General features: G+C 52.5%; 18 protein-coding genes. 8 read left to right on the top strand and 10 right to left on the bottom strand.

All coding sequences use genetic code 11. The features are described from left to right. Positions 1 to 172 precede the first annotated feature (172 nt). The 4 genes from M0L20_RS17890 to M0L20_RS17875 form a co-directional block, all read right to left on the bottom strand. Positions 173 to 1,429: an MFS transporter gene (locus M0L20_RS17890; RefSeq protein ID WP_248479138.1), complete on the bottom strand. Its 1,257-nt coding sequence runs from the start codon at positions 1,427 to 1,429 to the stop codon at positions 173 to 175. Between the two features lie 177 nt (positions 1,430 to 1,606). Next, positions 1,607 to 2,392 (bottom strand): SDR family NAD(P)-dependent oxidoreductase, encoded by a 786-nt coding sequence (locus tag M0L20_RS17885; protein ID WP_232562307.1) that lies wholly within the window; start codon positions 2,390 to 2,392, stop codon positions 1,607 to 1,609. Between the two features lie 67 nt (positions 2,393 to 2,459). After that, positions 2,460 to 3,518: a sugar phosphate isomerase/epimerase family protein gene (locus M0L20_RS17880; RefSeq protein ID WP_248478353.1), complete on the bottom strand. Its 1,059-nt coding sequence runs from the start codon at positions 3,516 to 3,518 to the stop codon at positions 2,460 to 2,462. A gap of 27 nt (positions 3,519 to 3,545) precedes the next feature. Continuing rightward, positions 3,546 to 6,104: a DUF7133 domain-containing protein gene (locus tag M0L20_RS17875; RefSeq protein WP_248478352.1), complete on the bottom strand. Its 2,559-nt coding sequence runs from the start codon at positions 6,102 to 6,104 to the stop codon at positions 3,546 to 3,548. Positions 6,105 to 6,310: 206 nt separating this feature from the next. On the opposite strand from M0L20_RS17875, the gene M0L20_RS17870 reads away from it, so the two are divergent. Continuing rightward, positions 6,311 to 7,066 (top strand): SDR family NAD(P)-dependent oxidoreductase, encoded by a 756-nt coding sequence (locus tag M0L20_RS17870; protein ID WP_248478351.1) that lies wholly within the window; start codon positions 6,311 to 6,313, stop codon positions 7,064 to 7,066. A gap of 109 nt (positions 7,067 to 7,175) precedes the next feature. After that, positions 7,176 to 7,688, top strand: a complete 513-nt coding sequence (locus tag M0L20_RS17865; protein WP_248478350.1) for an META domain-containing protein — start codon at positions 7,176 to 7,178, stop codon at positions 7,686 to 7,688. Between the two features lie 65 nt (positions 7,689 to 7,753). Here the strand turns inward: M0L20_RS17865 and M0L20_RS17860 are convergent, their stop codons facing one another. Beyond that, entirely contained in the window at positions 7,754 to 8,662 is a 909-nt protein-coding gene (locus M0L20_RS17860; RefSeq protein ID WP_248478348.1) for a glycoside hydrolase family protein, read from the bottom strand. 31 nt (positions 8,663 to 8,693) lie between these two features. Continuing rightward, positions 8,694 to 8,912 (bottom strand): VF530 family protein, encoded by a 219-nt coding sequence (locus tag M0L20_RS17855; RefSeq protein WP_248478346.1) that lies wholly within the window; start codon positions 8,910 to 8,912, stop codon positions 8,694 to 8,696. A 297-nt stretch (positions 8,913 to 9,209) separates the two neighbouring features. Here M0L20_RS17855 and M0L20_RS17850 point away from each other — a divergent pair, with 297 nt between their 5' ends. The 6 genes from M0L20_RS17850 (at position 9,210) to M0L20_RS17825 (ending at position 15,814) form a co-directional block, all read left to right on the top strand. Then, entirely contained in the window at positions 9,210 to 10,241 is a 1,032-nt protein-coding gene (locus tag M0L20_RS17850; RefSeq protein WP_248478344.1) for an aldo/keto reductase, read from the top strand. A 125-nt stretch (positions 10,242 to 10,366) separates the two neighbouring features. Next, complete coding sequence (locus tag M0L20_RS17845; protein ID WP_248478343.1) at positions 10,367 to 11,263, top strand: oxygenase MpaB family protein; 897 nt, start codon at positions 10,367 to 10,369, stop codon at positions 11,261 to 11,263. Between the two features lie 78 nt (positions 11,264 to 11,341). Beyond that, positions 11,342 to 12,247: a LysR family transcriptional regulator gene (locus M0L20_RS17840; protein ID WP_248478342.1), complete on the top strand. Its 906-nt coding sequence runs from the start codon at positions 11,342 to 11,344 to the stop codon at positions 12,245 to 12,247. 65 nt (positions 12,248 to 12,312) lie between these two features. Next, a complete protein-coding gene (locus M0L20_RS17835) occupies positions 12,313 to 13,503 on the top strand; it encodes a threonine synthase (RefSeq protein ID WP_248478341.1) in 1,191 nt (396 codons plus the stop codon). Between the two features lie 118 nt (positions 13,504 to 13,621). Continuing rightward, a complete protein-coding gene (locus tag M0L20_RS17830) occupies positions 13,622 to 15,091 on the top strand; it encodes a cellulase family glycosylhydrolase (protein WP_248478340.1) in 1,470 nt (489 codons plus the stop codon). A gap of 96 nt (positions 15,092 to 15,187) precedes the next feature. Beyond that, complete coding sequence (locus M0L20_RS17825) at positions 15,188 to 15,814, top strand: DNA-3-methyladenine glycosylase family protein (protein WP_262923958.1); 627 nt, start codon at positions 15,188 to 15,190, stop codon at positions 15,812 to 15,814. A gap of 8 nt (positions 15,815 to 15,822) precedes the next feature. On the opposite strand, the gene M0L20_RS17820 is transcribed toward M0L20_RS17825, so the two are convergent. From M0L20_RS17820 to M0L20_RS17805, 4 genes are all read right to left on the bottom strand, one after another. Further along, entirely contained in the window at positions 15,823 to 17,211 is a 1,389-nt protein-coding gene (locus tag M0L20_RS17820) for a DUF4403 family protein (RefSeq protein ID WP_232562295.1), read from the bottom strand. 51 nt (positions 17,212 to 17,262) lie between these two features. Then, positions 17,263 to 17,418: a FeoB-associated Cys-rich membrane protein gene (locus M0L20_RS17815; RefSeq protein WP_232562294.1), complete on the bottom strand. Its 156-nt coding sequence runs from the start codon at positions 17,416 to 17,418 to the stop codon at positions 17,263 to 17,265. 78 nt (positions 17,419 to 17,496) lie between these two features. Beyond that, positions 17,497 to 18,048: a YfiT family bacillithiol transferase gene (locus M0L20_RS17810; RefSeq protein ID WP_248478339.1), complete on the bottom strand. Its 552-nt coding sequence runs from the start codon at positions 18,046 to 18,048 to the stop codon at positions 17,497 to 17,499. Positions 18,049 to 18,087: 39 nt separating this feature from the next. Beyond that, complete coding sequence (locus M0L20_RS17805) at positions 18,088 to 18,912, bottom strand: inositol monophosphatase family protein (RefSeq protein ID WP_248478338.1); 825 nt, start codon at positions 18,910 to 18,912, stop codon at positions 18,088 to 18,090. Positions 18,913 to 18,973 lie beyond the last annotated feature (61 nt).

Genomic DNA, 18,973 nt, shown 5'->3' with positions numbered 1-18,973 from the left:
AAAATAGCCTGACGTATTAATGAAGATTAGACGCTACTAATCAATTGATTACCGATTCACTTCGTTGACATAGTGACCAACACGAAGCAGACAGAATACAAAAAGCCTTGATGATGTGTCAATTGATCCGCTACTTATAGTACGTCAACCTCTTGTGCTTAATTCGTCCAGGTTATTTTTCTCGGATTACAACCCGCTCGGCTTTTCCAACCAAAAATATGTACGAGCAAGCGCCAACGAATCCTAACGTACCGATAAAAACGAGCGCCGGGTTAAAATTTCCCTCCTTCGCCAGGTAGCCGATTACGATAGGTACGACAATAGACGCCAGGTTACCCATAAAATTAAACACGCCACCGGTTAAGCCAATCAGGTGTTTCGGTGACAGAATCGATACAAACACCCATGAGATTAGGGCCATGCCCGAACCAAAAAAAGCCAGCGCCATAAAGAAAATGATCATGGTCGTATCGTTCGTATAATTAGCACCAATGATGCTGACAGATAGCAAAAGCCCGGCAATAATGGGTGTCTTACGCGCCACGCTCACCGACGTCCCGGTCTTCACCAGATAGTCGGACACAAAGCCCGACAGCAGCAAACCGGCGCAAGCCGCCAGAAACGGTACAGAAGCCAGATAACCCGATTTGATAAAATCAAGACCACGATATTGCACCAGATAGGTTGGAAACCAGGTCAGAAAAAACCAGAGCGTAGCATTGACGGCAAACTGCCCGATGTACACGCCCCACAAGGTTCGGCTCGAAAAGACCTGTTTGACATTGTGCCAGCTCCAGGCGGATGCTTGCGCTGGTCCTGCCTGTTTCCTACTGATTAACCCTCCTCCCTCTTCGATGTAGTCCAGCTCAGCCTGATTGACGGTCTTGTGATCCAGCGGATCACGGTAGAACAGGTACCAGACCAGCCCCCAAACGATACCGACCAGCCCCGTACCGATAAACAAGCCTTTCCAGCCCGCATAGTACTGAACCGTCACCAAAACGGGGGTCAGAAAGGCCAGGCCAATGAATTGCCCGGAAACGTACAGCGAAATAGCCGACGCCCGTTCATGATCAGGAAACCAGCTGGTCACTACCCGGTTGTTGATCGGATACGAAGGTGCTTCGAACGCACCCGTCGCCAACCGAAGCGAAAACAAACTGGCAAATCCCCGAACAAATGCCTGACAAAGCGTTGCTAAAGACCAGGTAATAAGACAAAACGCGTATAGAACACGCGGAGCAACCCGGTCGGCGATCAGTCCGCCCGGAATTTGCAACAAGGCATAGGACCATCCAAACGCTGAAAAGATATACCCTAATTCCTGTGGCCCTAGCTGTAATTCTTTGCTCAGCGCCGAAGCCGCTACCGCCAGATTGGTGCGATCCAAGTAATTGATCACCACGTTGACGAAAACGAGCGCCAGCATTCCGTACCGAGCCCGCGTTTTCAGGCCGCTTCGTGCTGGCAGCGTTCCTCCGGAGAAATTGCCACTTGGTGAGTTACCACTCGGCGAGGCTTCGTTTAGCGGTTCCATTCAGTAAAGGATTGGTTTAGGAAACTGAGTGTTCAGGATTATATACTGCGCTTTAATCCTGAACATACACTACTTTGCGGTCCAGCCGCCATCGACAGTCAGCATCGAGCCAACCATGTAGCTGGCGGCATCGCTGGCCAGGAAGATAGCCGCTCCCTGAATCTCACGCAGTTCACCCCAGCGGCCCAGGACGGTAGCACCTACCACAAAATTTTTCGCTTCGTCGGTATGGGCAATGGGGATGTTCATCTCCGTTAAAAATGGTCCCGGACAGATGGCGTTGACGTTGATAGCAAACGGCGCCAATTCAATAGCCAGCGCGCGGGTCATCTGCACCACGGCTCCTTTGCTGGCCGTATAGGGTGTCCGGTTTGCCAGTCCGACCAGGCCGAGTGTACTGGCCAGATTGATGATGCTGCCCCGTTTTTGCTCTTTCATGTACGGCGTAACCGCTCTGCAACACAGCCAGGTACCATTGACATTGATCTGCATGACTTTATTGAAATCGTCGGGCGATACGTCGTCGATGGCTCCCCGGATGTTGATACCCGCACTGTTGATGAGTATGTCGATCCGTCCGAACGCGTCGTAGGCAGCTTTCGCCATCGCTTCCGTTTGCCCGATGTCTGTGATGTCGGCACTGTAGGAAAGGGCCCTGGCTCCAAAATGACGAGCGATTTGGTCGGCGGCTGCGGCTCCTTCTTCCGCATTGCGATTGACCAGCATTACGCTGGCTCCCGCCGAGGCTAATCCGGCGGCCATTGCCAGCCCAAGTCCTTTTGACCCACCCGTAATGATGGCGGATTTACCCGTTAAGTCAAACTGTTTAATTCCGGGTAGTGCTTCGTTACTCATCTAAAAAGTTTAGTTGTTTCGGAGATAGATGCTGTCACCAGCTCATCAGTCAAGCCAGTAAAATCGTTTATTTAAGCTCGATCTGGTTTTTGCTGTACGACAGGCAAGCCAGGATGTTTTCTTCTTCGGCAGCCAGCCGGTTATCGGCGGATAGTTGTGATATTCTTGGCAACGCAGCTTTGGCTTTATACTGACGAACCATGCGAAGCGTTCGGGCCAGATCAGCGCCCGGTACATCGGCAAAGGTGGCCCAGTAACCGTCGGTCAGACAGGGGATTTCGAGCGGATCGCGCGTGATCATTTCCAGGTTGAACGTAACGGCTGGATTGTGTTTTTTGCACAGGGCAATGATAGCCGGTATGTCTAAAATACCCGTTCCCAACGGCACTTCGGAAAGCAGAAAGCCATCGGCGTATTCCTCAACGGCCATGTCTTTAACGTGCGTTGTGAATACGAACGGAACAAGTGTCTTGATCACGTCCATCGGATCTTCCAGCAAGGCAATGCTATTGCCAAAATCAAGCGTCACCCCTACCCATTCACTGCCGATTTGTTGAAGAATAGCTGCTAGCTCAGGCGCTCGCCAGTCTTTGTGATTCTCGACGCCCAGCTTGACCTTATGCTTTTGAAGCACAGGTTCGGCCAGTCGTAATGAAGCGAGGGCATTCTTTTTTAACTCCTGAAAAGCCTCCCCAGAATGGTACGTTTCATAACGTCGGCCCGACGAGCAGACGGTACGTAACACCTGAGCCCCAGCGTCTTTGGCATTGACAACCTCGCGCTCAAATTTAGGAACATCCTCTGCTTTTTTGGGTAAACCAATGGAGCCTTCCAGGTACAGACCGAGTTTATCACGCTTAGCCCGAACCTGTTTGGCAAAGTCGGCGGTCCAGTCACTCACGACAACCTGCGCCCCCCCCGCCCCGATCTGGTGGCAGTGATCTAGCAAGTCGAGCGCGTTAGTAAAGCCGGGGTAAGCACTACTCGGCGTTTTTGAGTTCCACCGCATGCCGTACGAATGCACCACAATGCCCATTCCCGTCGTTTTGGCACCATCGGGTAATTGCGGCAACGAAAGAGCCATCGCTCCCATACCTGCTTTTTGCAGAAACACGCGTCTGTCCATCGGCATACAACTGAGCTAGTAGTCTGGTTATTTGGCACTCGCGGCATTTGCTTCGAGCATGTATTTATTCAGCTCGTTAGCCGTCCAAGGAACAACCCGTCCCTGCGACGTAACGCGGGTCATGCCCACCACGCGTTTACCCACTGCCCCGGCCTGATTTCCCCACTCGTTGCGGATGTAGGTCAGGATCGCCGTGATCGCGCCATCGTCCATTGTCGAATGAGCGGGCATCACCGGCAGTATAGCCGGAGCGTCGTACGTTTTCCCGGCTACTTTTACCGGCCCTTCCATACCATGCAGAATAATCAGAGCCAGCCGTTTTTCGTCGCCCAGCACCCAGTCGGAGCCGATGAGCGGGGGAGCAAACCGGTTTAGACCGGCCCCGTCGGTTCCGTGACAACCCGCGCAGGTGCTGAGGTAGTGCTGGCGTCCAAGCGCGAATTGTTTTTGGTCATCCTCGCTGAGCAGGCTCTTTTTTACGGCGACGGCCTTAGCCGCGACATGACCGGGCCATTCAAACATCGACGATAGAGCAGCCAGCCTTGCCGGGTCAACAGGGCTGTTCGATGTCGTTAAAATTCCGGGTGCTGCGGCTAGTTTCACCGGTTTCATTTTCTTTGCCGTACCCGCTATCGACATACCGGTCAGGATGGTTTTGTCCTGCCACCCAAGCGCGGCTTTGTTTGTACTGAGTCGGGTAAGCAGCGCCGTTAGTTCTGCGGTATTCCGCTTCCGAACAATGGCGGTAGTCAGCATTTCCAGAAAGATTTCCTTTGACGGGGTTTGGCCCTGCCACTGGGGTGATTTGAGTAAACTTTGCAGGAACGCATATTCTTTATTTTGCAGACTGCTCATTACGGCATCACGGATTAGGGCCGTTTCTCCGTGTCGTTCTACAATACCCGCCAGCAATGACTGAGCATCTTTCTGATCGAGAACGCTGGCCGACAACGCCATCTGCAAGACCTGCTCGACGGACGCTTTCTGCCACTGGCCCAACAGCTGCTTCCCAAGTTTTTGCCCAATTGCTTTATCGTTTTTTGCGAAGGGTTCCATCAGGCGCAGTGCCGCAGTGCTAACGAGCGGGTCGTGATCGGCAACCAGTTGAAAGAGCACATCCGGCTTGCTCAACGACAAACCATCCAGCGTCCACAGGGCATGAAAACGCCCAAACTTGTTCTCTCCTTTCAAAGCAACAGCAGTAAGCGCTTTCTCGATGCTTTTGTCGTTACGTTCGACCAACAGCCGTTGCGCCATATCCCGGTACCAACCGTCGGGGTTCGACAGTTGCGCTACTAATTCGTCCGGGGAAGCTTTTGTTAATTTCGTTGGCTTGGAAGCGGTCCAGTTTTCGGGGACAATGCGCCAGATACGTCCGGCGGAGAGCGGTTGAAGCAGATGCCGCTCTAACGTCTGCTCTTTCAGATAGGGCGTTATGTAGGCTGAATGCTGAATCAGGCCCCGGTACATATCGGCTATATACAAGGCACCATCGGGTCCGCTAGCCAGATGAACGGGACGAAACCGCTCGTCCGTCGACGCCAGAAACTCGGTGCCCGGATGCGGGTCGTGCGCGTTGATCAACAGCCCTTTTTCTTCCACACTGTTGCGTTTGACCAGATTTCCGGCCGGTTCGCAAACGAATACATTGCCGTAATAAGCGGTTGGCAGAGCTTTACCCCGGTAGAAAAGTGGGGAGCAGGCTGCCGTGAACTCCTGCAATCGCCCTTCTTTGTTTAGTGTTCCGGGTATATACCCACGATTGACGGCGGGGGTAGCCCGGATCGGATAAACCCGACGATCAAGCGTCAGTCCGTAATCGATACCCGTCGTTGGCGTATGGTTTTTGTTGCGCGACAAGTAGTTGGGCGGGACCAGATCGGCGTGTAGCTGCGACCAGTTGTAGTTGTAATATAGGCGACCTTTGTCGTCGTGACTGATCCCCCACTGCCCCCGAAACTCCGTCGAATCGCGTTGCCATTTGCCGTCCGTCAGTCGATACCGGAAGCGGGATTTGGCGTTATAATACCAGTTGTCCATGCTCCGCCAGAGTCCGTTTGGTGCATGTTCCGGCAAACCGTTGCCAGCATATTCTTTATCAATCAGTGTTTTGGTATCTGCTTTGAGGTCACCGTTTGCGTCGCTGGTCATCCACAGCGCCTGATTTTCAACGACCAGCACACCACCCGGCACCAAGGCCATCGCTCTGGGCATGATCAGGCTATCGAGGTAAACCGTGCTGACATCCATCTGGCCATCGCCATTGGTATCTTCCAGCACCGATATACGGCCAACCGGCTTTTCCTCACCTTCACCGTCGATGGTGGGCATAAAACCGCGCATCTCCACGACCCATAGTCGTCCGTCTTCATCGAACGTCATTACAACGGGCGACTGCACCATTGGTTCGGCGGCCACAAGCTGAATTTTCAGGCCCGGCTCCAGCTTAAACGTAGCCAGTTCCTCCGTCGGCGTGCGCACGGGCGATGGCTCATCACCTAGCAGCTGTCCGAATTTAGACCGAAAGCTTAACAAACAGACCAGGCCGGCACCGAGCAGTAACGTATAGTAAGCAGGCTTAACCATGCAATCAATTGACTTTTCCAGTTCAAAAACACTTGTCTTCGATACTAACAAATGTCATATATATAAAGTCCATTGTTGCCAAGAAATACTTCCATTGTTGCCACAAACTTTACCACGACCTTCTTACGACCGGATGTTATGACCGCACTCAAGCAGTAGACGCAGCGCCAACTCGCTTTTGGTCATAGCGAATCTACGTGTATGTTATGTCTAATCGGTTTACGAATCAACTGGCCCTGATTACGGGTGGTGCTGAAGGCATTGGAAAAGGAATTGCCGAACGACTGGCTTCGGAAGGAGCCACTGTCGTTCTGTTCGATAAAAATAAAGACCTGCTGGAACGCACTGTGGCCCAATTCGTCGGCCAGGGCTATAAGGTAAGCGGTCAGGTTGTTGACATTACCCAGGAAGATGCCGTGGCCCAAGCCATTCAAACCGTCCACGGTACGTTTGGACAACTCCACATCATGATTAACTCGGCGGGCATCGTCGGGCCAACGAATACAAAAATCGCCGAGTACACCGTGACGGATTATGACGCCATTTACAACGTCAATCTGCGGGGTGCTTTCCTGATGACAAAGTATGTCATTAAGGCGATGGAGCCGTATAACTACGGGCGTATTCTTCACATGGTGTCTATTGCCGGGAAAGAAGGGAATCCGCTGATGGTTGGTTATTCATCGATGAAAGCCGGACTGATCGGGCTGGTCAAAGGTGTCGGGAAAGAATACGCCGAAACAGGCATCACCGTAAACGGGCTGGCTCCGGCGGTTATTCAAACGGCGATGAACGCGAATACCGCCCCCGAACAACTGGCGTATATGACCGCTAAGATTCCCATGAAACGATTGGGCACGGTCGAAGAAGTAGCGTCCCTGGCGGCCTGGGTTGTTTCCGAAGAAGCCAGTTTTAGCACGGGATTTATCTTCGATCTTTCCGGTGGCCGGGCCACTTATTGAAACAGCACGGGAACAACAGGCTACTTTTTCGCTACTCGTTTACAACCGATTTGGCTTTTGTACACTCCTTAGTAGGGTAACCATAGTAATTCACTAAACCGAAACGACTATGACTCTACTAAAAGCAACACGACGGTTGTCACTGGCAGCACTCGTCGGACTGGGTTTGTCAAATTGCAACACAACCCGTGATGTTGACCCCGTTGACGCAGCGTCATCCTCCACAGTACAGGCTATGCGGGCAAGCTTTGGCTCACTGGCGGGCGAGTGGGTACTGACTAATTACAAGAATCAACCGCTACCGCCTACGCTGCAAAGCCGAACAACGCTAGTGTTAAAAAAAGAGTCCGACGACAATCTGACGGTAGGTGGCCGGAGCTTCGTCAATTACTACGGCGGCTCTTTTCTACTCGATGAAACAAAGGGCCTGATCGTTTCCGCCCAAGGCATCTATTCGACCAAGATCGGTGGATCACCAGAGACTATGCAGGCGGAGAATGACTATTACGCTAATCTGGGCAAAGCAACCTACTTCGAGTTTGATCAGAATGGGCAGCTCCGGCTTTATACGGGTCCCAAAGAAGACGCCAGCACCGAAGTACTTTACTTCACGAAAAAGTAAGTAAGGCAGTTATTTACTGTGGTGTCAGGTTTAAGAACCTGACACCACAGCATCATCGTTTTAGCTCATTTGGGCAGAAAGACGTTTACAGCCGGATGCATGGTGTAGAGTCGGTAACGTCGCCCGTCGTTGACCAGAATACCACTCGATTTGTTGCCGCCAACAATAGGGTTTCCTGCGTATTTTTTCCAGTTGATCAGGTCTTTCGACACCGCTACATTAGTCGTCCATTCACGCCAATCCGCAAACGCCGATGCGTGGTAATACGCGTAATAAAGCCCTTTATAGTGAATGATTTGATTCATCGCAATGGCGTGTTGGTCGTAGTCGTCCGGACCTTTCGTGAGTACGGGCTCGTCCTGTACGTTCGTCCACAGCTTCAGATCGTCCGACGTAGCCAGCCATACCGCCTGGTCTTTGCGCTCGTAAAAAAGGTACCACATATGCGGTCCTTTCCAGACCGTCGGCGTTCCGTAAGGACCTTTGCTGATCGGCTGACCGTTCGTTAAGCGAATGTCGAGCGGTCCCTTCTCCTGCCAGTTGATGCGGTCGGTTGACGTTAGTAGATGCGCAATGTCGTCCTTACCCTCGGCGAACATATAATACGTTCCCTCGTGTTTTACCACCGTCAAATCCTCAACCCAACTGGTCTTTAAGACAGGATTGTTTTTGTAGCGCGTCCAGTTCAGCCCATCCGATGAGGTTGCGTACCCCAGATACCTGGTTTTATCGTCGCCCTCTTCGTAGCCCGTATACCACAGATGATAGCCATCGGCTTCGTGCAGAATGTACCCCCGCTCGCGAATTTTTTGATCCCACGTGTTCGTCCCCGTGCCCGAAAAAACCGGGTTGCCCTTGTAAGGGGTAAACGAGACAAGCTCCGGTGGAAAGTCTGGGTCCTGTTTCGAGGACTGACTTCTGCCCGGAGTTAAACCGGTCAGCAATAGTCCAAAAAAAAGTACGTACCGCTTCATATACCTTCTTTTTTGCATTCGTCTGACTGTACTATCGTCTCATGTTCAGGTAAAGATCTTCAACTTTCTGCCTGGCCCAATGCGTTTTGCGCAGAAACGTAAGGCTTGATTTAATGCTTGGGTTGTCGGTAAAACAGCGAATAGGAACCTGGTCACCCAGACGCTTCCAACCATAGAAAGCTACCAATTCGTTGAGAATGGCTTCGAGCGTTTTGCCGTGTAACGGGTTATTGGGTTGTGTTTCGGGCATAGTCGTTTGTGCGGTTTGATCCGCCCGCTGGCTAATTAAGTACTAAAGCAGTAATAGTTTAGAGCATTTTATGACTGCGTTTTTGTCCTGCTGACCGGTCCGCTGGTGCGGCAGGACAAAATAACCTAGCGTATTTTCGATGATGTATTTACCTGTTTTACCTTAGCATAAAAGGTTGTGCAAATTAGGACACAAGATCTGGATAAAAAACGTTGCACTGAGAATGCAGCCATACATCCGTCTTGAATGGTCTAGCCAATTATCTTTGGCGCGTACGCGCATTAATCAACGTCAATTATGGAATACAGGCAGTTAGGCGCTTCGGGATTGCGCGTCCCTGTTTTAAGTTTTGGCACGGGCACCTTCGGGGGCGGAAACCCATTTTTCAAAGCCTGGGGCAGCACGCAGGTTGACGAGGCCCGTCGCATGATAGGCCTTTGTCTTGACGCCGGGGTCAATCTGTTCGATACGTCGAACGTTTATTCGAACGGGATGTCGGAAGAGATTCTGGGAAAAGCTTTGGAAGGAAAGCGCGATCAGGTCATTATTTCGACCAAAGCGACCTTTCCGATGAGCGCCGACACGAACGATATGGGCTCGTCGCGCTATCACCTGACCAAAGCCTGCGAAGATAGTCTCCGACGGTTGAATACGGATCACATCGACATTTACCACATGCACGGCTTTGATGCGCTTACGCCGGTTGACGAAACGCTGCGTACGCTCGACGGTCTGGTGCAAAGTGGCAAAGTGCGCTATATCGCCTGTTCGAATTTTTCGGGCTGGCACCTGATGAAGTCACTGGCAGTTTCAGAAAAGTACGGCTGGGCGCGCTACGTAGGCCATCAGGCGTATTATTCACTCGTCAGCCGGGAATTTGAGTGGGAACTGATGCCGCTGGGTATCGATCAGAACGTAGGCACGCTAGTCTGGAGTCCACTATCGGCGGGGCGACTGAGTGGTAAGTATCGCCGGGATCAACCCATGCCGGAAGACGCCCGGATTGCGCAGGGCGGTGGCGAAGGCCCACCCATTCCCGACGATCTGTTTTATGGCATTATCGATACGCTGAACGAAATTGCGGCCGAAACGGGCAAAACCGTTCCGCAGGTAGCCCTGAACTGGGTTTTGCAGCGCCCTACCGTTTCAACGCTCGTTATCGGTGCGCGAACGGAAGAACAGCTCAAACAAAATCTGGGCGCAGTAGGCTGGCAGTTGACCAAAGAGCAGGTAGCCAGGCTCGACGCAGCCAGCCATCGCGATCCCATTTATCCGTATTGGCACCAACGCTCGGTTTCGTCGCAAATCAACCCGCCACCCGTTGGCTGATCAAAAGTCGTTTGTGCTACCAGACACAGAAACGTCAGCTCATCTGGCCCGCATGGGCACCTGTCCCGGCGTTTCTGTGTTTGCTGGACAGAGACAGCTATTCATCACTAATCCTTCTAAAACCAATGCCAGCCGTTTACAGCAAACGCTTTGGTTTATTCCGTAATCCAGCCGTTGGGTGTGAGCTCCAAACGCTCGATCCTGTCCGGGATCATCAGCGCATGGTTCATCTGCTGACGGCCTATGAATTTCCGTTTGACATCACCCGCGCGCTCGAACTGGCCTTGTTTCACACCTACGCCAGTCCGCGGGTGTCGGGCTTGCTGGCTCGCACGGGTGAGTTTGAGCGGCACGGGCAGAAACGGTACGACGACACGAGTCGCCTGATTGGGCAGTTTATGGAGTCAGGGTACGACAGCGATAAAGGACAGCGGGCCATTGCGCACATGAACCTGATTCACAGCCATTACCGAATCGATAACGCCGATTACCTGTTCGTGCTGGCTACGTTTGTCTTTTACCCGATTGACTGGCTGAATCAGTACGGTTGGCGAAAGCTAACCAATTCGGAAGAGCTCGCATTTTTCTATTTCTTTCGGGAAGTAGGTCGTCGGATGAACCTGAGCGAGCTACCCGATACGATAGCGGACTTGCAAGCCTTTGTTGATGCCTACGAAGCGAAGTATTTCCGGTATACCGAAAGCAACCAACGCATCGCCGACGCTACCGTCAAAATCGTACAGGGCTGGTTTCCGCGCTTTCTGCACCCACTGGTACAGCCTACCTTTTCGGCCCTGATTCCGGAAAAGCTACGGCTTGCCTTTGGGTACCAGCGGCCACCCGACTGGTTTACCGGTTTGGCCCAGGGGGCGCTGTGGCTCCGCAAGTGGCCCCTGCGCTGGATTACGTTTAAACCGTATCCGTACCTGATCGAAAAAAGCTCGTTCCGGTATTACCCCGCCGGACCACCCGATATTGAAGCCGTTGGGCCGGATAAAATCATCAACAGTCAACCCCGATAGGTTGTCACAGTAGGAACTGTAGGCTTGCCTTGTTTTTAACCCGTACAGCGTTGTTTTTTGCGGTAAGCTTTGTCCGCTATGCTCTCGTTACAACACGAAATTTTTCTGGAAGTCGCCCGGCTGCTCAGCTTTACCAAAGCGGGCCAGATTTTGTTTCTGAGCCAGTCGGCCATCAGCAAGCACATTAAGGCGCTAGAAGCTTTCTACAAAACCGCTTTGTTCGAGCGGCACGGCAACACCATCAGCCTGACCCAGGCTGGGGAGCTATTGTACCAGAAAGGGCTCGAAGCGATTCAGCTAAAAACGGAGCTACACGAGCAATTACACCACCTCAACGCCAGCTTTCTGCCCACGACCCGATTGGCGGTAGGTTCGAGCACGACCATTACGCTTTACGTGTTGCCAACGGTTCTTTCGTCCTACCTGCGGCAACATGCCAACATGCAGATTCAGGTCCTGAACCGCAATTCGAGTAATATCCAGAAAGCCCTGCTCGACCACGAAATTGACGTTGGCATTGTCGAAAGCTTAACGCAGGTTAACACATTGACGTACACGCCCTTCATCACCGATCAGGTGTTGGCGGTATGCTCCCGCAATAGTCCTCTCCGCGACAAGACATTGTCCGTGACCGATATTCCGCACGTACCTTTAGCCGTTCGCGAGCAAGGGTCCGGCACCCTGGCCGTGGTAGAAGATACGCTGCAAAAAAACGGCATCCGCCCCGCTGATCTACGGATTCTTATTCGGCTTGGCGGTACGGAAGCGCTGAAAAACTTTGTCCTGGCGGATACCTGTCTGGCTTTTTTGCCGAAGCGGGCCATCCTGAAAGAACTGGCTGCGGGCGAACTGGTGGAAGTGCCCATCGAAAACCTGACCATCGAACGGACGTTCTACTTTATTCAACGCAAAGGCACCGAAAATAATCCGCTGGTCAACGCCTTTATCCGCTTCGTCCGGCGTTATTATTCACTACTGGAATAACCCATTCCAAAACATCGTTTGCGCCGGGTTCTCTAGACTGTCAACTTGCTTCAAAGTTGACAACCATGACTACAACCGCCACTTCATCATTAATTCAGTCCTTACAGTGCTCAAACTGCGGGCAAGCCTATTCGCCGTTTGTTCGGCAAACGCTGTCGGTCTGCTGCCACGCCCCGCTATTGAGTCGGTATGATCTCGAAGCGGGCTTCGCCAAATCAGCATTGATCCATCGTGACAAATCGCTCTGGCGCTACGCCGAGATACTACCGGTCATAGAGCCTGAAAACCGGGTTACCTTAGGTGAAGGCTTCACTCCTCTTTTTTCGCTGCCCCGATTGGCCGAGCGGTATTCACTGCAACAGCTTACGTTGAAAGACGAAGGACTTAACCCAACCGGATCGTTCAAAGCCCGTGGATTAAGTCTGGCGGTATCGAAGGCAAAGGAAAATGGCGAGAAAGCCTGTATTGTCCCAACGGCGGGTAATGCGGGTGTCGCGATGGCGGCCTACTGCGCGCGGGCGGGTCTGGAAGCCGTAGTTGTTATGCCTCGCCACACGCCGGAAGCCTTCCGGGAAGAATGTATGGCGTACGGCGCTACCGTTGTGCTGATCGACGGATTAATCAACGATTGTGCGGCTAAGGTCCAGGAGATGAACCGCAACGGTGACTACTTCGACGTTTCGACGCTAAAAGAACCGTACCGGCTGGAAGGCAAAAAAACGATGGGCTACGAAATTGCGGAGCAACTAGACTGGCAATTACCCGACGTGATCATGTATCCTACCGGCGGGGGAACCGGTTTGATCGGTATCTGGAAAGCGTTTACCGAAATGAAACAACTCGGCTGGCTCACGCCCGACCAGCCACTCCCCCGGCTCGTGGCGGTACAGGCGGAAAACTGCCGTCCCGTTGTCGATACGTTTTGGGGTCGGCAGGCGAACAGTAAACAGTACGTCGGTCAACCTACGCTGGCGAACGGACTGGCTGTTCCCCGCCCCATCGGTGAGCCGCTGATGCTACAGGTGTTGCAGGAGTCCGGCGGTACAGCCCTAGCGGTCTCGGAAGAACAGATGCTGGAAGGCGTTCGGGAGTTGGGTCGTTACGAAGGAATCTTTGTTGCTCCCGAAGGGGGGGCCATCTGGGCTGCGGCAAAGCAACTGATTCAGCAGGGTTGGCTCCATCCGGAAGAACACATTGTATTGCTCAATACCGGCTCTGGTCAAAAATACCTCGACAACGTAAAAGGAATTTGGTAGCCTTAAGTCGCATGTTAGCCGATCATGCTAGGAGAGAAAGCGTTAGAAACCGCATTCCGGCCGCTTTGGGTAGCTAAAGCGGCCTTGTTGTTTATCCGCTTTTCATTCCTGGCCATCCATGACAAGACTACGCACACTTTCTACTGCCTGGTTACTGTTGCTGACAACGAAAATCCTGGCGCAGACGAGCGGCACATTTCAATTACATCCTCAAAACCCGCACTATTTCGCCTATCAAAACAAACCCATGATCCTGGTCGGGTCGGGCGAGCATTATGGTTCCGTAATCAATCTCGATTTCGACTATAAAGCGTACCTGCGTGCTACGGCTGGTGACGGCATGAACACGACCCGTTTGTTTACGGGAGCTTACGTCGAAAAGTTGGGCGATTTTGGCATTATGAAAAATACCCTGGCCCCCGCCGAAGGTCGGCTCCTGTTGCCCTGGCAGAGAAGCCCTAACACGACCGGCTACGCGCTCGGCGGCAACCGATTCGACCTGACGCAGTGGGATGATGCGTATTTTGCCCGTCTGGCCGACTTTGTGGCCGAAGCCCAAAAGCACGGTGTTATCGTGGAGGTGAATCTATTCTCCGCTCATTACGCCGATGGGTGGAATTACAGCGCGTTCAATCCGAAAAACAACGTCAACCAGACCGACAGTGTAGCCGCTTCGCTGGTCAATACACTGCAAAACGGTAGTATTCTGGGGTATCAGGAGCGCTACGTTCGACGGATTGTCCGCACCCTGAATCGCTTTCCGAACATCTACTTTGAAATCCAGAACGAACCCTGGGCCAATCAGACCGATATTGTGCTGCGCAGCAACGAGTACGGACCGGATAACGACTGGCGATCAACGCTTCAGGTTGTTTCCCAACGATCTAACGACTGGCAGCGACAGGTAGCTCGCTGGATTAAAGACGAAGAACGGCAACTAACCAACAAGCACCTGATCTCGCAGGATATCAGCAACTTTCATTACCCCGTTGCCGACGCCGACCCGAACGTATCTATTTTTACGTTTCACTACGCGCTGCCCATTGCGGTTACTGAAAATTACCACTTAGGTAAAGTCATTGGCTTCAACGAAACGGGTTTTGCCGGACGCGCCGACTCCACCTTTCGGCGGCAAGCGTGGCGATTCCTGATGGCAGGCGGAGGTTTGTTCAACCAGCTCGACTACTCTTATTCGGTAGGCTCCGAAATGGGTCAGGATACCACCTATAAAGCACCGGGTGGCGGAAGTCCTGCGTTACGCGCTCAGTTCAAGGTACTGAAAGATTTTTTCGACAAGCTGCCGTTTGTCCAGCTCCGTCCCGATCATGCACTCGTCACCGCTTCGCCGGGAGCTATGACGCAGACGTTGAGCGACGGACGCACCCAATGGATACTTTATTACGAATCAATGTCCGCAAAGCCGTATGATCTAACGCTTAATTTGCCGAAAGGATCGTATCAGGTTGCCTGGATGGATGCGCTAACGGGAAAATCAATCGGGCAGACCACCCTGGCGAATGGACAGTTGACTGTACCTGCCGGACGTACCGATAAAGTGGCGATCATCAAAGTGGCAGACCGGAACTAAGCAGAAACAAATTTGTACCCCTGCGGTTGGTACAGCAAACCAGCCGCTACCATTCCCGCTAAGACGAGTTTTGGTAAGCGTCATCAAAACCAATTCATGCCCATTACCCCCGATTCAGCAGCGGCTCTCGACCACCTGGCGCAAGACCCGGTTATAGCCCGGCTGATGGCCGAAACGCCCGATCCCAAAGTTTTTAATGATTACGCCGATGACGTTTATCTGGCCCTGCTCGAAAGCATTGTTTCGCAACAAATCTCGGTGAAAGCGGCTGACGCTATTTTTACCCGCTTTCGGCTTTTGTTCTCGGATGGTTACCCACACGCCCGTGATTTGCTTTTGAAAACAACCGAGGAATTACGCAGCGCGGGTCTGTCCGGTCAAAAGATCAAGTACCTGCAAAGTGTCGCGGAGTTTTCGCTGGTTAACCCCATCGACCGGGCGCACCTTGATCCGATGACTGACGAAGCGATTGTGCAGTACCTCATTCCCATCAAGGGGGTGGGCCGGTGGACCGTCGAAATGCTCCTGATGTTTGTGCTGGATCGGCCCGACGTTTTCCCGATTGATGATCTGGTTATTCGCCAGCGGATGATCCTGGCCTACCCGGAGCAAACGAACGGACTTACCGGAAAAACGTTATATAACGCACTGCACCAGATTGCCGATGCCTGGCGGCCCTACCGAACTACCGCCTGCCGGTATCTGTGGCGCTGGAAACCTTGACCAATCCGTTATATTTTCTTTACGCTGACGGCTACCTTCGACTCCACCTTGATTAACACCTGAACCCCGTCGGGCCGGACAACTACCCGCTCGGGCACCAGCCGGAATGCGTCGATGTCGAGGGCCGTTTTTTTTCCGGCTCCCCCACGGGCAAAGGCCGTTTCAATCTTTTCGGGAATACCCGCAATCTGGTGGCGCAGGGGTATGACCATCACCGACTGGAGGGTATCGCGGAGGTGATCATGGAGTAGCCAGTCAGCCGTAGCGAACAGCCGTTCTTTCGTATCTACATCAAAATCAAGATCTTTGATCTGCAAGGTATTGCTCAACGTATCGTAACTCGGCTGACCATGAAAATACAACGTTCCGTTGACAGCTCCGGTGACTTCGGTTTTTAGAATCAACGAATGGCCTCCACCATAAACAGTTGCGTTTTTTATCTTGACCTTTCCACCCGCTAGGCCCAGCTTTTGCTCCGTCAGCGCGCGGGCTACGACTCGGTTAACATCGTTAAACGGAATAAACGCCCTCACCTTCAACCGCGACGATTCCGGCGTTTTAGCCCGTCTCAGCAGGCGGGGCAGCCGCTCCAATTCGGTAGCAACGGGCATCGCTCCTACCTTCGTTTCAACCCGAAAGGCGATTTGAAGCGGTACAGTTATGCGCTTTTTGTCCCCAAAGACGGGAGCCGCTGCGATGCTGAAGGGCTTGGGAACAATCCAGATTTCTTCGGGCTTTTTAGCGATTCGCAATGGTTTTTGCATATCCCGCCAGACCTTACGGATGTGTCGATCCAGCCGTAATTCATTGTGAACCGCCTGATCAATAGCGCCTTCGATTTCTGCTTTCCGTTTGTCGAGCATACTTTCGGCTAGCTTGGTCACGCCAATTTTCACGCCCAGCAAACGCACGGTGGGCTGTTCAATCCACTGGTAATTTTCAAAACGGGAATGGGTATTCAAGCGCCAGTTTGACGCAATGTCGAGCGGACTCACGAAGTTGACGGAAAGCGCACAGAGCGAGCGTCTTTTGCGTTTCTTACTGATGCCAATTGGATTGGTGTACCACACCCGCAACGGCGCAGAAAACGACACCTTCCGATTCGCATACTGGATACGAACGGGACCCGTGCGTTCGACCCGAAGGTGCCAGGCTTCCCCCTTTTTGCCTTCGAACGTTTCTTCGGGAACGAGCACAACACCAAGCGATTGGTTGATCTTCTGCTCCAGATCCCTGATTTTGAAGGTAACCTCACCCGCCACGTATGAAATGGGCTCCGGGATAGGAGGCTCGAAATCCTGGGTTACGGGTGGTTTTGGGCGGACACGATGGCAACTCACGGAACCGATCAAGGCCGCTGCTATAAAAAATAGTCCGATGATTCGTTGTGCTTTCACTGCAACAACAAACCATTAGCTAACAAAAATGTTAAAGCCGAAAACACTTATTCATTTGACGGCACTTACGCGAGATGATTTCGCGTCCGTAGCGCAGCCACAGCCCTTACCACAGCCCGCCTTTTTTTTGGAAAAGCTTTGGTAAGCCCGGCTTCCTAAATACCCTAAGGCAAGCACAAAAACCAGCACAATAATCAACTCCTGCATGGCTCGCTAGATTACTTGATGGCCAGTCAGACCCGAAATACATTCGTTTGTCATTCACTGTCTGACTGGCTGTATATATTAGTCAACGTTGTTTTGAAGCCAACCGTTCCGGGCGGCCAGCCGATAGATGTGCTGATAATGATGCTCACCATGCCAGGCATATATCCCGATCACTTCCGACACAGGAAACGACCGCTGACTGGCAGGGTGAAAATAGGTACGGTTTAGCTGGTCCTCACTGAGCGATTCGAGAACAGTTGTCCAACGCTGGTGCAGATTTCTCAGAATAACCAGCGACGAAGCGATTTCAAGCGAGTAATCGGGTAGTTTGGCCCATTCGCCTTCTTCGTAGGGAGAAATGGTTGGATTGTCCTCCGTAAGTGCCAGCTTCGTTCGGACGTAGGCGTTGATATGGCTGTCGGCAACGTGATGCACCACCTGCCGAACGGTCCAGCCTTCGGGTCGGTAGGGCGTGTCCAACCGGTCGTCGCCCCACTTCCCGACTAGTTCCGTTAGTCGGATGGGCATTTCGGCAATGGACCTAATTTGTCCTTTTAATTCTTCAGGTGAAAATACGCTCCCGTGCGCAAAGTGGCCGATGGGGTAGCGGAGACTATCGATATCCTGCATTTGCTAAGCTGATTTGACGATTTTTAGAAACAACTCGTTTTACCGCCAATAGTCCTGAATGACGCGCAATAGCTCCGAATGCATACCGGAACCCGCTATAACATCCCCTCGAAACAGAAACGCATCGCCCCCCTCAAAGTCCGTAACCACACCACCCGCTTCCTGCACGAGCAATACCCCCGCAGCCATATCCCACGAGTTGAGATTGTATTCGTAAAAAGCTTCAAACCGTCCGCAGGCTACGTAAGCCAGGTCGATAGCCGCCGATCCCATCCGGCGCAGGCCGTGCGTTTGCTGCATTAGCGTCTCCAGAATTTGCAGGTACTTTTGCATCTGATCGAAGCTGTAGTACGGAAAACCCGTCGCGATCAGGCTTTCCCCCAGTTGCGTAGCGGGCGAAACGGAAATCTTGCTGCCGTTGCAATACGCGCCCCCACCCTGCCAGGCCGAAAAACACTCCGCTCTGTTTGGGTCGTAGATCACGCCAGCAATGGGCGTGCTACCCAGCGCCAGACCGATGCTGACCGAAAACACCGGTAGATTATGGATAAAATTGGCGGTACCATCGAGCGGATCGATGATCCAGTTGAGCGCGGTCGGGTCGGCTTCCTGCCCCGTGGTTCCTTCCTCCGTGATGAAACCAGCCTGGGGTAGCAACTGGTTGAGCCGGGCAACGAGTTGCTTCTCGGTTTCTTTATCGACGTAAGAAACGAGGTTGTTGAGTCCTTTGTACTCAATGTCATCCCGCTGAAATCGGCTGCGCTCCTGAAGCAGAAACGCCCCAGCATCGGTGGCAATGGCGCAGATGTCGCTCGTAAGCGCAGCTAAATCGAGAGAAGAAAAATCTGATTCGTTTGAAGTCATTCGAAGATAAGCCATTTTGGCTCTTAAGATATAAAAAAGCCGAAACAGGAGCCGTTTGTTT

Source organism: Spirosoma liriopis, from assembly GCF_023196085.1.
In the GTDB taxonomy this organism is placed as follows: Bacteria; Bacteroidota; Bacteroidia; order Cytophagales; family Spirosomataceae; genus Spirosoma; species Spirosoma oryzicola.
The sequence above is the reverse complement of the archived record's forward strand: the minus strand, read 5'-3'. Positions and strand labels throughout refer to the sequence as shown.

Bases quoted from the DNA above. Each gene is read 5' to 3' on its own strand.
- M0L20_RS17840 (WP_248478342.1), top strand. From the start codon at position 11,342: ATGCTCTCGTTACAACACGAAATTTTTCTGGAAGTCGCCCGGCTGCTC.
- M0L20_RS17855 (WP_248478346.1), bottom strand. From the start codon at position 8,912: ATGCCCGAAACACAACCCAATAACCCGTTACACGGCAAAACGCTCGAA.
- M0L20_RS17830 (WP_248478340.1), top strand. From the start codon at position 13,622: ATGACAAGACTACGCACACTTTCTACTGCCTGGTTACTGTTGCTGACA.
- M0L20_RS17885 (WP_232562307.1), bottom strand. From the start codon at position 2,392: ATGAGTAACGAAGCACTACCCGGAATTAAACAGTTTGACTTAACGGGT.
- M0L20_RS17805 (WP_248478338.1), bottom strand. From the start codon at position 18,912: ATGACTTCAAACGAATCAGATTTTTCTTCTCTCGATTTAGCTGCGCTT.
- M0L20_RS17815 (WP_232562294.1), bottom strand. From the start codon at position 17,418: ATGCAGGAGTTGATTATTGTGCTGGTTTTTGTGCTTGCCTTAGGGTAT.
- M0L20_RS17865 (WP_248478350.1), top strand. From the start codon at position 7,176: ATGACTCTACTAAAAGCAACACGACGGTTGTCACTGGCAGCACTCGTC.
- M0L20_RS17870 (WP_248478351.1), top strand. From the start codon at position 6,311: ATGTCTAATCGGTTTACGAATCAACTGGCCCTGATTACGGGTGGTGCT.
- M0L20_RS17860 (WP_248478348.1), bottom strand. From the start codon at position 8,662: ATGAAGCGGTACGTACTTTTTTTTGGACTATTGCTGACCGGTTTAACT.
- M0L20_RS17875 (WP_248478352.1), bottom strand. From the start codon at position 6,104: ATGGTTAAGCCTGCTTACTATACGTTACTGCTCGGTGCCGGCCTGGTC.
- M0L20_RS17850 (WP_248478344.1), top strand. From the start codon at position 9,210: ATGGAATACAGGCAGTTAGGCGCTTCGGGATTGCGCGTCCCTGTTTTA.
- M0L20_RS17845 (WP_248478343.1), top strand. From the start codon at position 10,367: ATGCCAGCCGTTTACAGCAAACGCTTTGGTTTATTCCGTAATCCAGCC.
- M0L20_RS17810 (WP_248478339.1), bottom strand. From the start codon at position 18,048: ATGCAGGATATCGATAGTCTCCGCTACCCCATCGGCCACTTTGCGCAC.
- M0L20_RS17835 (WP_248478341.1), top strand. From the start codon at position 12,313: ATGACTACAACCGCCACTTCATCATTAATTCAGTCCTTACAGTGCTCA.
- M0L20_RS17890 (WP_248479138.1), bottom strand. From the start codon at position 1,429: ATGCTGGCGCTCGTTTTCGTCAACGTGGTGATCAATTACTTGGATCGC.
- M0L20_RS17880 (WP_248478353.1), bottom strand. From the start codon at position 3,518: ATGGACAGACGCGTGTTTCTGCAAAAAGCAGGTATGGGAGCGATGGCT.
- M0L20_RS17825 (WP_262923958.1), top strand. From the start codon at position 15,188: ATGCCCATTACCCCCGATTCAGCAGCGGCTCTCGACCACCTGGCGCAA.